General features: G+C 61.4%; 12 protein-coding genes and 1 pseudogene. 8 read left to right on the top strand and 5 right to left on the bottom strand.

Annotation, left to right across the window (positions count from 1 at the left end):
* Window positions 1–80: 80 nt before the first annotated feature.
* The 5 genes from ACSQ3L_RS11050 to ACSQ3L_RS11030 form a co-directional block, all read right to left on the bottom strand.
* Window positions 81–1262, bottom strand: a complete 1182-nt coding sequence (locus ACSQ3L_RS11050) for an ROK family protein (RefSeq protein WP_436159972.1) — start codon at window positions 1260–1262, stop codon at window positions 81–83.
* A gap of 776 nt (window positions 1263–2038) precedes the next feature.
* Window positions 2039–2746, bottom strand: a complete 708-nt coding sequence (locus ACSQ3L_RS11045) for an SDR family NAD(P)-dependent oxidoreductase (protein WP_436163413.1) — start codon at window positions 2744–2746, stop codon at window positions 2039–2041.
* Window positions 2747–2887: 141 nt separating this feature from the next.
* Window positions 2888–3223, bottom strand: coding sequence for a hypothetical protein (locus tag ACSQ3L_RS11040; protein ID WP_436159971.1), 336 nt, complete (start codon window positions 3221–3223; stop codon window positions 2888–2890).
* A complete protein-coding gene (locus tag ACSQ3L_RS11035) occupies window positions 3223–4089 on the bottom strand; it encodes a DUF6772 family protein (protein ID WP_436163412.1) in 867 nt (288 codons plus the stop codon). The genes ACSQ3L_RS11040 and ACSQ3L_RS11035 overlap by 1 nt, the downstream gene beginning before the upstream one ends.
* Before the next feature lie 58 nt (window positions 4090–4147).
* The gene (locus ACSQ3L_RS11030) at window positions 4148–5287 is read right to left on the bottom strand and encodes a mandelate racemase/muconate lactonizing enzyme family protein (protein ID WP_436159970.1); all 1140 of its coding nucleotides are present in this window, start codon (window positions 5285–5287) and stop codon (window positions 4148–4150) included.
* Window positions 5288–5413: 126 nt separating this feature from the next.
* On the opposite strand from ACSQ3L_RS11030, the gene ACSQ3L_RS11025 reads away from it, so the two are divergent.
* From ACSQ3L_RS11025 to ACSQ3L_RS10990, 8 genes and pseudogenes are all read left to right on the top strand, one after another.
* A complete protein-coding gene (locus ACSQ3L_RS11025) occupies window positions 5414–6172 on the top strand; it encodes a FadR/GntR family transcriptional regulator (RefSeq protein WP_436159969.1) in 759 nt (252 codons plus the stop codon).
* A complete protein-coding gene (locus ACSQ3L_RS11020) occupies window positions 6169–6957 on the top strand; it encodes an SDR family NAD(P)-dependent oxidoreductase (protein ID WP_436159968.1) in 789 nt (262 codons plus the stop codon). The genes ACSQ3L_RS11025 and ACSQ3L_RS11020 overlap by 4 nt, the downstream gene beginning before the upstream one ends.
* 78 nt (window positions 6958–7035) lie before the next feature.
* Window positions 7036–8280 (top strand): ABC transporter substrate-binding protein, encoded by a 1245-nt coding sequence (locus ACSQ3L_RS11015; RefSeq protein ID WP_436159967.1) that lies wholly within the window; start codon window positions 7036–7038, stop codon window positions 8278–8280.
* Between the two features lie 41 nt (window positions 8281–8321).
* The gene (locus ACSQ3L_RS11010) at window positions 8322–9224 is read left to right on the top strand and encodes a carbohydrate ABC transporter permease (RefSeq protein WP_436163411.1); all 903 of its coding nucleotides are present in this window, start codon (window positions 8322–8324) and stop codon (window positions 9222–9224) included.
* The gene (locus ACSQ3L_RS11005; RefSeq protein WP_292500948.1) at window positions 9221–10063 is read left to right on the top strand and encodes a carbohydrate ABC transporter permease; all 843 of its coding nucleotides are present in this window, start codon (window positions 9221–9223) and stop codon (window positions 10061–10063) included. Before ACSQ3L_RS11010 ends, ACSQ3L_RS11005 begins: the two co-directional genes overlap by 4 nt.
* Before the next feature lie 12 nt (window positions 10064–10075).
* Entirely contained in the window at window positions 10076–11101 is a 1026-nt protein-coding gene (locus ACSQ3L_RS11000; RefSeq protein ID WP_436159966.1) for an ABC transporter ATP-binding protein, read from the top strand.
* A 231-nt stretch (window positions 11102–11332) separates the two neighbouring features.
* Window positions 11333–11605 carry a helix-turn-helix domain-containing protein gene (locus tag ACSQ3L_RS10995; RefSeq protein WP_436159965.1) on the top strand — a complete coding sequence of 91 codons (273 nt, stop codon included), beginning with the start codon at window positions 11333–11335 and terminating at the stop codon, window positions 11603–11605.
* 110 nt (window positions 11606–11715) lie between these two features.
* Window positions 11716–12483 (top strand): annotated as a pseudogene (locus tag ACSQ3L_RS10990) (YoaK family protein); the annotation flags it as partial.
* Window positions 12484–12561 lie beyond the last annotated feature (78 nt).

Below are 12561 nucleotides of genomic sequence, written 5' to 3'. Positions count from 1 at the left end.
CACGATGCAGGGCGCGGTTTTTCTTTCAGTTAGAAACTTAATGCCGAGATTCAGTCGCTGTCAATCGCGATCGATTGATCTTAGTCGGCCATCACGAGGCTGTCGGCAGGGTTGAGGGTCGTCGCATCGAGCACCAGGCGCACCGCTCCAAGCACGATGTCGCGGTGCCCCAGCGCGCCTATCACGAGGCGCGGCGGGTCGTACACATTGCCCTTGAGGCGGTGCCGCAGCACATCGAGCACCAGATCACCGCCGCCGACGACCCGGCCCGCCAGTACGATGATTTCCGGGTTCATGAAGGCAGCAACACTGCCCACCGCCATCGTCGCATAGTCGAGCAACTCGGTGACAACCGGCGCGATTTTGTCCACCTGCCGGTCGGTGACGGCGGCCAGGGTGAGCTTTCCCGCCGCATACTGGGTGTTGGCCTCTTCGAGCATCTTGGTCGCCTGTTCGGGGATGCCGAAAAAGCGCAGCGATTGCTTGTCGCCCAGATGTTCGAACGGCCGCCCGGTGAGGAGGGGGTCATCGAGATACCAGCCGAGTTCGCCCGCCGCATGCGAGTGCCCGCCATAGAGCTTGCCGTCGATGACGACGCCCGCGCCGGCGCCGGGTCCGATCGAGAGGCTCACGACGCTGTCGGCGCCACGCCCGGCCCCGAATCCCCATTCGCCCACGGCGGCGAGGTTGCGCCCGTTCTCGACGATGATGGGCATCTGAAAATGCTCGCTGAGCCGCGCCCGCAACGGCATGTCGTGCCAGCCAAGCCCGAGCGTCAGCACCACTTCGCCCGCCGGCTGCCTGACGATCGAGGGCAGGCCAATGCCGATGCCGCGAATAGTCTGGCCGCGCGGGCGGGGGGCCGCCATCAGCCGGCGGATCAGGCCGACCAGCTTTTCGAAATTGCGCTCGCCATCATCGTCGGCGGTCTCGTGCATTTCGGTCTGCACGACGCCCTCGAGATTGGCCACGGCGCCATAGAACTCGCCCTTGCCGGCCTCGATGCCGATGATCGCATGCGCCGCGCCGCGGAACTTGATGCGTGCCCGGGGACGGCCCCGCGACGTCTCGTCGAAGCCGTCATAGGCGACCAGATCCTCGGCGATCAGATCCTCGATCACGCGCATCACCGTCGGCAGGCTGATGTTCAGCCGCTCGGCGAGGCTCGATGGTGATGCCACTCCTTCGGTGCGGATCAAATCCACCACGGCCGAACGATTGAGTCGGCGTAACAGGCTCGACGTCGTGGGCTGGCGCTGCATTCATGGACCAGTTGCAAAAGGCCGGCGGACCGGCAACGAGCGTCGGCATAGACCAGAACCGTGCCAGAGTCCGCCTTTTTCTTATGACCCCGAACGTCAGTTGTCGCTCCGCAGTGAAAGCTACCGCGGTAGCCAGTTCGATGATTACGGCGATCCGTGGCGGGCGCCCAAGCCCTCCGGAGTCACTGCGCTTACTCGTGCAAATACTAACTCCGGTTGCTTCAATCGGTTACGAGCTCGTCCGCCTTTGGCGCGGAACCAACATCAATATCGCTTTTGGCGCAAAGATGCCGGGGGCGCGAAGCGTCGTTCGCGTCGTGGAAAAAGTTCGTCGGCTTCGGATCAGACCTTCCTGTTCCCCACCGGTTTTAACAGCACCAAGCCAGGTCCATTACGCGCAACACCGTAGAAAATACCGCAAGTCTTCTGAGTACGGGGAAAGGCGGTAGCGCGCTCCCGCTACCACCTTACCCCCACTGCTTTGACGCCGTTGGGGAAGGCATTCTCACCCAGGAGTGCGGTTAGACGCCCGGCGATTTCAACTTCGATTCCGCCGATCTTCAATGGATCTCAAAACACAGTGGAGCCGGAGAACTGCTCCTGCCGCATGAGCACGCCCAACTTAGGCGACCGACCGGAACGCTCCGAGATGCCTGACCTCGAGGTCCGTATCGATCTTGGCGGCAGCTTGCGTCTCGTTGGGCGGACTTCTGGCCAAAGCGACTGAGAGCGGCGTATGGCGTCCGAAGGCAAAGGCCATGGCCGTTGCACGCTGCTCAGCGGAACATCGAGCCACCATCCACGTCGAGCGCCGCGCCGTAGACAAAACTTGCGGCGTCGGAACAGAGGAACAGGATCGCGGCAGCCATGTCATCGGGCTGGCCCATGCGGCGAATCGGCAGGTTGGCTGCGATGCGATCCTTGAGGGCCTGATCGACATGCGAGTGCATCGGCGAATCGGTCGGCCCTGGATTGAGGGCGTTGATGCGCACCTTCTTTCCCGCCAGTTCGCGCGCAACGGACTTCACCAGCGACAGCGTGCCGGCCTTTGAAGCTGCATAGGCCGTGTCGGCGATGAGACCACCGCCACCGTGCACGCCGGCGTCAGAAGCCACGCAGACAATGTTTCCACCATTGGGACTGCCTTGCATGCGCTGCACCGCCCCCTGAACGGTGAAGAAGGTGCCCAGCAGATTGACGCCGAGCACACGCTGCCAGTGCGCCCAATCCTGTTCCGGGATTCTCTTGGCGGTAATGATCGCCGCGCAGGTGACGACATTGTCGAGCCGCGCCAGATTGGCGTCGCAATAGTCGAACATCCGCCTAATGCTGTTGGGATCGCCCATGTCGGCAACCACCTTATGCGACGTTGCACCTATTCCTTTCAGTTCGTCGTGACGCTTGCTGAGACCCTCCGCATCACGGTCGCACAGGACGACTTCGGCCCCCTTGGAGAGGAATGCACGGGCGGTCTCGAAACCCATGCCGCTCGCGGCGCCGGTCACCAGCACGGTTCTGCCGGCAAAGCTGTCTTGGGCAAATGTGGCGTATGCGTCAGTCATGGTTTCTCCGGGAACAAGCAGGATTAGCCGGCCACAGGCAGAGCCTCTGGCGAGGCGCTGGGTTCAGGCCTTCAGATGCAGCGTCACCAGCACGGTACATTCCGCACCATCATCGAAATGCGCCGCGACACGCAGCCAGTTGCCGAAGTGGGCGAGCCGCGCCATTGCCACGCCGTCGCGTTTGTCCGGCATTGGAAATTCGGTGCCTTCCCGCAGCCAACGCATTCCGTCCGGCGAAACCTCGATCCACGCCGTCGTAGTGGATCCGACAGGCTCTTTGAGCGCGCGCACGAAGAAAATCGCCTCGCGCGCCCACCCTGCCTCATAGGGCTCGCTGGCAGCTTCACCACGCCAGCATTCATTGCGCGAGACGACCGCGGTGAAGTTCTCGGGCAGCATCAGAAGTCTCCTGAAATGCAAATGGAGTCGATGTAGAGGAAGGCTCGTTTGGCAACATCGGTTTCCGCGAACAGGGCGAAGTTGAGCATGCACCAAAGGTTCTTCATCGCCGGAATGCGGATCGAATCGAACCCCGAGAGATCGAAGCTGCGATCGTTGCAGCGCAGCCCGAGCGCCGTCATCGATTCCAGGTCGAAGTCGAAGCACAGATAGGTCCAGTTCACCTTGGTGGGGACCTCGTTGTAGCAGAGGCGCTGCGATCCACCGGGAAGATCGAGCCAGTTCTCCGACGCCAGATGGTAGTGGCTGATCGTCTTGTTATCAGTGCCGATCGGGATGATCCGCTCGGTCTCACGCTTGTATTGCCATTTCTGCAGATGTTGGCCGTCGAGCGCATTCAGGAAGCGCAGATGCGGCATGACCCGGTCGTCATGGCTGTCTTTGTCCCCACCCTGCAGGTCGAACAGGAAGCCGACGGAGCGCACATCGGTCTCGGACAGTTTCAGCTCGCTGGCCTCAGGCTTGAAGGTAAAATACATTTCGAAACGGATCGGCCCGCGTTTCCTGAACGTGTGGCGTTTGATGGCGACGTTGCGTGCGCCAGGCACCGGACGTGTTGCGACCTTCAAGGCGTAGGAGGAGCCCATTCCCCCGTGCGAGCCGGCGTCCCAATGTCCGAGCGTCGACAGCATTGCGCTTGTATGCTGCGCGTAACCAGGCAGCATGGTGTCCAGATCGTCCTCATAGTTGCCGACAAGCTGCGACCAGCCGCAGTGGCCACGCGAGAAGTCGTCGAACGACAGAATCCGCGGCAGCGGGTCGAAGCGGCTGAGCGCCGGATCGGCGCGCAGCAGCGCCAGTCGCATCGCCTCTGTCAGGGTATCGGGTGGGTTCGGAGCCTGGATTTTCATCTGGTCGACGGCCTCATTCGGCTTTTAGTTTCTTGACGGCATCCCAGTCGATTTCGATGCCGAGTCCCGGCCGATCCGGGACGTCGAGCGTTCCGTTCTTCTGCCGGCGGCACCCGGGAGCGAGATCGGCCAAACTCGTCTTGAACGGACTGGCGTCGCATTCGCATTCCATGACGGCGAAGTTCGGCATCGCGGCAGCCAGATGGACGCTCGCGGTCTCGCAGACGATGCCCGACATGCCGATGTGCGGCGCATAGCGGATGTCATGGGCGGCGGCGTAATCCGCCATGCGGCGTGTCTCCGTGATGCCGCCCGCCCGCGCTACGTCTGGTTGCAGCACGGACAGCGTCCGATTGGCGATCAGGCGTTGCGCCTGGTCGAGGGTGAAATTGCTCTCGCCTGCAGCCAGCGGCACGTCGCAGCGCCGGCGCAGTTCTTCGTAACCCTGCTCGTTCTCCGGCAGCAGCGGCTCCTCAAACCAGAAATAGCCGTTTGCCGAAAGCGCACTGCCGACCTCGACAGCCTCGTCGAGATTGTAGGCCCAGTTTGCGTCGACACAGAGCCCGATCACGTCGCCGGCCCGCTTGCGGATGCGCTCGATACGTTTGCAGGCGTCACGCACAGGCCGCGCCATCTTCACCTTGATGCGCGTAAAGCCCTCGTCAACATAGCGATCGAGTTCAGCGTCGGCGGCCTTATCGTCGACCCAATTGACAGCGGCGGCGTAGACGTCGATGCGATCGCGTCCAACGCCCCCAAGAAGCTTCGCGACCGGCTGCCCGGCCGCCTTGCCAAGGATATCCCAAAGCGCAATGTCCACGCCGGCGATGGCCTCGATCAGCATGCCCCCCGCCCTGCCCGACAGTGCGCGGCGCATGGATTGCCACAGAGCGCCGATGCTGCGCGCGTCCTGGCCGAGAAGGCGCGGCGTCAGCGAGCCTTCGATCAGTTCGACATAGGCCTTGGGTGAGAACCGCGCCAGGGTTTCGCCGACGCCGACGATACCCCCGGTCGTGCGCACCTCAACCAGAACCAGCGAGACCTTTTCATAAACGCCCCAGGACGTGACCGTGGGCTTGGGCAGCATCTGACTGAGGGGATGAGCAATCACCTCGGCAATCTTCAGCGACTCCGCCACGATTGGATCGCTCACGCGCATCGACTCCAGACTTCCCCTTCGGACGATTTCTCATAACGCCAACTTCTCAACATAGCAACTGGCAAACTTAGTTGCTATGTTGTTCGCGATTGTGCTAGGCAGTTGCTGAGAGGATGCCGAATGCCCGCAGACGCCGAACGCAAGTCGATTTTCGCCGCAAAACTCGCGAGCCCTTCCCGCCTCGCGGACGGCGTCTCGGATGCCATCGCCGCGGCCCTGTTCGACGGACGCATTGCCCCGGGCGAGGCGTTGCCGCCGGAGGGCGAGATCGCCAGGGAATTCGGCGTCTCCAAGCCGATCGCCCGTGAGGCGCTGCGCCACTTGACCAGCGCAGGTCTGGTATCGACGCAGCAGGGAAAGGTCGCCCGCGCCAAGGCGCTCAGCGGCGAACCGATGGACCGTATCTACGCCTATGCGGTCCGCTCCAGCCTGACGCGGCTTCAGGAAGCCAACGAAATGCGCCGCGTCATCGAGGTGGGCATCGCCCGGCTCGCCGCCGAGCGCCGCGATCCGAGAGGATTGGAAGTAATGCACCAGGCCGTGCTCGACATGCAGGACGGCATTGGTAAGCCCGGCGATTTCACCGAAGCCGACATACAGTTCCACCTCGGCCTTGCCATGGCCACGGGCAACGCCATGATCCGCATCCAGATGGAAGGTATGCGGTCGGTCCAGCGGGAGGTTTCGGAGCTGTTCTCGCGGCGCTCCAATCGCACGAACGCGGATTGGCTGGCCACCGTCGAACGGCACCAGGCAATCTACGATGCGATCGCAGCGGGCGACACTGATCTCGCCGACCGGCGCATTCACGAGCACTTCGACGCTGCCGACATTGCCTCGCTCGAGTTGGCCGGCAAACTCGGGGGGCAGTCGGCTTGAGTCACGACCGTTTCTCCCTCGCTGGCCGGCGGGCGCTGGTGACCGGCGCCAGTTCCGGCATCGGTCGGGCGGTTGCGATTACCCTCGCCCAGCATGGAGCCTCGGTCGCGCTGCATCATTTCGGCGACGCCGCTGGCGCGCGCGACACGGCGGCCGCCATCGGCGATGGCACCGCCATCTTTGAGGCCGATTTTACAGACGGCAAAGCGATGTCGGCTTTTGCGGACGAAGTCGCCAGTGCCGACCCCATCGACATCTTAATCTCGAATGGTGCTATCGAACGACGCCGTGCATGGGGCGAGGTCGACGAGGCACATATACAGGCGCATGTCGCGGCAAACTTCACAGCGCTGCTCACCTTGGCTGCGCGGCTTGTTCCAGCCATGGCGAAGCGCGGATGGGGACGCGTGGTTGCTACCGGCAGCGTCATGGCCACGCGCCCACGCGCCGAAACAGTCGTCTACGCGTCGCTGAAGGCGGCGCAACTGACGGCAGTGCGCGCCATCGCACGGGATGTCGCGCAGCATGGCGTCACAATGAATGTGGTATCGCCTGGCGCCATCGAAACCGAGGCCACGGCCGAGCGCTACCGGGACGCCGCTTTCCGCAAGGCGGTTGCGGCAAAAATTCCCGCCGGACGCCACGGCCAGGCCGACGACCTCGTCGGAGCTTTCGTTTTCTTGTGCAGCGATGCTGCCCGCTACATCACTGGAGCCGACATCCCCGTCGATGGCGGCTGGACGATTGGCGACGCACCTGGCGTCTTGCCCGGAGTGACGGCATGACAAGACGCCGCTGCTTGCCAGGCCGCTCTGATCGCATTCGCAGTTGTTGATTGGACCATCAGCGTTTTGGAGGAGACCATGAAGACCGCAATGAAGCTCGCAGTTTCGGCCCTGGCGCTGTGCGCCATGTCGACCCTGGCGCTGGCTCAGGAACTCCGGGTAACCGTATGGACCGGCAGCGAGGCCCATCTCAAGATGTTGAACGGCATCGCCGCGGGCTTCATCGCCAAGCATCCGGGCGTCACGGTGAAGTTCGAGACCGTTCCGGTCGCGGACTATACCCAGAAGCTCACCTTTCAGGTCGCCGGCGGCAACGCCCCGGACGTCGCCTGGATGATGGAAGATGCGGCACCGGCATTCGAGAACGCTGGGCTGCTAATGGACATCGGCCCGACGCTCAAGGCGGCCGAGGGATACAATTTCGACGATTTCTCCCGGCCGGCGATGGCGCTCTGGCAGCAGGACGGCAAGGTCTACGGCGTGCCGTTCTCGACCTCGCCGTTCCTGATCTACTACAATAAGGACATGTTCGACAAAGCGGGTCTCGAAGACCCCAATCAGCTCGCCGCAAAGGGCGAGTGGAACATGCAGAAATTCCAGGAGGTCGCCAAGAAGATCGCCGAGGCCAATCCCGGAAAATGGGGCTTTGAGTTCAAGGACGGCGAAGGCTACGCATCACGGATGACGCACGCTCTGCTGCCGCCCGTGCGCGCCTATGGCGGAGAGCTGTGGGCGAACGGCCAGTGCGGCCTGGACAAACCGGAAGCGGTGGCTGCGGTCAAGCAACTTCATGACATGGTGTTCAAGGACAAGTCGATTGTGCCGCCTGGAGAACAGGGCGATTACTTCTCAGGCAATTCCGCTATGACCATAAACCAGATCTCGCGAGCGTCGAAGATGCCGGAGGCGGGCTTCAAATGGGGCATCGCGCCCCTGCCCTCGGGACCGGCCGGTGAGGCTCCGGTCATCGGCCAGGCCGCCCTAACGGTCTTTGAATCGGGCAAGAACAAGGACCTCGCCGCTCAACTGGTTGCCGAAATGACCAGCATGGACAATGTGGCGATCATGGCCCAGTTCTTCCCGCCGGCCCGCAAGAGCGTTCTGGAGAGCGACGCCTTCGTCAATTCCAACAAGCTGATCCCACCCGAGCAGATGAAGAGTGTCGCCGCCGCAATCGCCAACGGCCGCGTTCATCCATCGCATGAGCGGGTGCCGCAGATATTCGCTGCGATGGCGCCGCGGGTCGACGCGCTGTGGCGGGCCGACGCCAATGTCGAAGAAGCCCTGAAAGGCGTCTGCGCCGCCATTCAGCCTTTGCTCTGACCGGGCTCTGTTCGGTGGCCGACTCGGCATCGCGGGACAATATGGCGCGCTCGGTGAGCGCGCCGCGGTTGACCTTGAAAACCAGGGAAATGCTGGAAGCGTGGCTATTCGTCAGCCCGACTTTCATAGGCTTCCTGATTTTCTTCCTTGGGCCGCTGGTCGCCATCTTCTACTATTCGACGACCGAGTGGAACCTGCTCAGCCAACAGGCCACATTCGTTGGGCTTCACAATTTCCAGAATGCCCTGCTGGAGAACCCCGACTTCTGGCATGTCGTCCGAAATTCCGTGATCTTTGCGCTGGGGCTTGTTCCCCTGAACATGGCGCTGGCCCTATCGCTTGCACTGGCGCTTTCGCGGCCATTTTTCGGCGTCGTGTTCTTTCGGACGATTTTCTTCGCGCCTGTGATCACTTCCGCGATTGCCTGGGCGATCGTCTGGAAATTCATGCTGCAGGGTGAAGGTGGCGCTGTGAACCAGATACTCGCCTGGGTCGGCATCGATGGTCCGAATTGGCTGCGCGAGCCCAACTGGGCGATGGCGGCCGTCATCGTCACCCGCGTCATCAAGATGGTCGGGCTCAACATGATCCTCTACATCGCCGCGCTTCAGTCGATACCGCGCGACTACGAGGAAGCGGCGAAATTGGAGGGCGCTTCGCGCCTGCAGATCTTCCGCATGATCACCTGGCCGCTGCTTGCGCCAACGACGCTCGTCATCATGGTTCTGACGACGATCGGTTCGTTCAAGGTGTTCGACCATATTTACCAGATGACTGGCGGCGGCCCTGAAAACGGCACCCTGGTGCTGGCGTTCTACATCTACCAACAGGGCTTCAAGTTCTTCAACGTCGGCTATGCAGCGGCACTGGCTCTGATCATGTTCGCCATCGTAATGGCGCTCACCCTTGTGCAGGTGATGTTGCGGCGGAGGGAGATGGAGTGACCCCACGTCAGACCGAGATCCTCTATCGCATCTGCTGGACCATAGCCCTGCTGCTGCTGGCGGTGCCTTTCGTGTTTCCCTTCCTGTGGATGATCTCCGGCGGCTTCAAGAGCACTACCGAAATCTTCGGCGCGCCGACCTTGATTCCCCGAGTCTGGCGCATCGAGAACTTCGCCGAAGTGTTCACCTACCAGCCCTTCGCGCGGCAGTATTTCAACTCGCTCTACATCGCCGTGACAGTAACGGTACTGACCTTGTTCATTGCATCGCTCACCGGATATGCGCTGGCGCGCATCCGCTTTGCCGGCGCCGGCCTTTTGATGCTGTTTCTGGTGATGGCACTGATGGTGCCTGAGGAGGTCACCATCATCCCGAACTTCTTCCTGATCCGAGCGATGGGGCTGATCGACACACATTGGCCGCTCATCCTTCTGCCCGTCTTCGGCCCGCAGGGCGTGATGGCGACGTTCTTGATGCGCCAGTTCTTCCTGGCGTTGCCCAGAGAACTCGAAGAGGCCGGCAAGATGGATGGATTGTCGCGGTTCGGCATCTGGTGGGCGATCGCCCTACCCATGTCGCGGCCGGCACTTGCCGCGGTTGCCGTGATCACTTTTCTGCATTCGTGGAACCTGTTCCTCGAGCCATTGATCTTCCTCAGCTCGATTGAGAAATTCACGCTGCCGCTGGCGCTGTCCAACTTCAACGACAGCTACGGCCTGCCTTTGTGGAACCTGCAATTGGCGGCGACAAGCCTGGCGGTGGTTCCCATCCTCATCATCTATCTGATCGCCCAGCGTCAGATCGTCGAGAGCTTCGCCCTCTCCGGCGTCAAAGGATAATGGAAGCCCGCCATGACAAAAGTTCTTCTCAAGGACATCCGCAAGCGGTTCGGGACGGTCGAAGTCATCCGTGGTGTCGACCTTCAGATCGAGGATGGCGAATTCGTGGTCTTCGTCGGTCCGTCGGGATGCGGGAAGTCCACGCTGTTGCGACTGATCTCCGGCTTGGAGCACATCAGCGACGGCGAACTCCACATCGGCGACCGCCTAGTCAACGAGGTTCCGGCGGCCAAGCGCGGTGTGGCAATGGTGTTCCAGTCCTATGCGCTCTATCCCCACCTGACGGTACGCGACAACATGGGCTTTGGCCTCAAGGTTCGCAAAGTGCCGGCCAAGGAGCGCGCCCGACGCGTCTCGGAAGCCGCCGCAACGCTGAAGCTCGAGCCATTGCTTGACCGCTTCCCGCGTCAGTTGTCGGGCGGACAGCGCCAGCGAGTGGCCATCGGCCGCGCCATCGTCGGCAATCCCGAAGTTTTTCTCTTCGATGAGCCGCTCTCGAACCTCGATGCCGAACTGCGTGTCCACATGCGCTCGGAGATCGCGGCGCTGCACCAGCGCCTGTCAACAACGATGATTTACGTGACGCACGACCAGATCGAGGCCATGACCCTCGCCGACAAGATCGTCGTATTGCGCGATGGAAAGATCGAGCAGGTCGGTTCGCCCCACGAACTCTACAACGAGCCCAAAACCATCTTCGTCGCCCAGTTCATCGGCAGTCCGAAAATGAACATTTTACCGTTAGCCGGCGGCCAGCCGATCACCCACAACTCATCCGTGCCTGCCATGGCTGCATCGGTTGGCGTTCGACCTGAGCACCTTTCGCTTGTCGCGCCTTCAAACGCCGCGCTAGGCGGTAAGGTAAGGCTGGCCGAATACACTGGCGCTGTCACGCTCATTCATGTCGAACTTGACGGAGGCCAGACTTGCCTCGCCATCCATAACCAAGGGATAGCGCCCGAAATTGGCGCCGAGGTCGGACTGGAGACTGCACCCGAGCACCTGCATTTCTTCGACAACGAAGGACGCACAGTCTGAGACGTCATGCTGGCCACTGTGTCGGACGTTTCTGTGCTCTAGATTGCACTCCCGGACGGTCCAGGTGCCGTCGGCTCCTGAAAAGGTTCGTAGCGTTCAGTCATACGGCACGATAATCGCCGAGGTTCCCGGTGCCAAGGTCCGATCGATTTTTTTGCTTCTTGTTGATGTTTCACACATCAATGATACTATGAAGAATATCATTTCTCATATTCAGACGCTGATGCCTCGATGATCACTGCTTCCCAGCTTTGTGCCGCCCGCGCCCTTCTCAACATCGACCAGAAAACCCTGGCGGAAATGGCAGGCATCTCGCTGCCGACAATCCAAAGAATGGAAGCCAGCCAGGGCAATGTGCGAGGCGTTGTCGACAGCTTGACGAAAGTGATCAACGCGCTGAACCGCGCCGGTGACGACCTTCTCAGCGAACACGTGCGCAGCGACGATGGCAGCCGTGGCGTCAGGTTCCGGCATCCGGATACGCTACTGGGCAGGCCGAACTAGATCGTACAAAGCACACTCCTCATCCACTCATTCGCCGTCCTTCGTCCTTCTTCAAGAAAACACCCAATGAGCCTCTCCCGGCACGTCAACTTGCGGTCCCGCTTTTCCGTATGGAAAGGCAAGGTTCGCTCGTGATCCTGTATCTGCGCCGGCTGACCGGAAAGGAGCGAAGCGAAAGGACCGACCGGCACCTCGCTCGCTTTCTGACGTTCATCGCAGGAGCCGCCAATGCTGGCGGCTTTCTGGCAGTTCAGCAGTATACGTCCCACATGTCCGGCATCGTTTCCTCGATGGCTGACCACCTGGCACTCGGCAACATCGAACTGGCGCTTTCCGGATCGGGGGCCTTGTTGTCGTTTGTCGCAGGCGCCGCCTGCTCAGCGGTGCTGGTCAACTGGGGAAGGCGGCAGAGTCTGCAGGGCGAGTATGCGTTCCCGCTCGTCCTGGAAGCGGTTCTGCTGATCTGCTTCGGTCTGCTCGGCAGCCATCTTGCGCGTCATGAAGCCCTGTTTGTGCCGATGACGGTGATGCTGCTTTGCTTCATCATGGGCTTGCAGAACGCCATCATCACCAAGCTGTCGGAAGCCAGAATCCGGACAACGCATGTCACTGGCCTGGTGACCGATATGGGCATCGAACTCGGCAAGCTGCTTTATTGGAACGTCTCAGGCAATGAATCGGACGAACTGTTCGTGAAGGCCGATCGAAGGAAGCTAAGACTGCTTGCGTCGCTTGTTGCATTGTTCTTTGTCGGCGGTGTCGTCGGCGCTGTGGGTTTTAAGCATGTCGGCTTCGCGGCGACGTTGTTTCTCGCGGCCATCCTCCTCGTGCTCGCCTCCATGCCAGTCCTGGAGGACGTCTCCGTTCGCATGAGGCGGCTATGGCAGTAGCGCGACAGAGCTTTGCCGCATGCCAGATTTGGCAGCACATTCGCGAAGGCGCTGTTCCTGGATTTT

The organism is Mesorhizobium sp. LjRoot246 (assembly GCF_964254115.1).
GTDB lineage: Bacteria > Pseudomonadota > Alphaproteobacteria > Rhizobiales > Rhizobiaceae > Mesorhizobium.
Note: the sequence above shows the minus strand (reverse complement) of the source record. Positions and strands in the feature narration are given on the sequence as shown.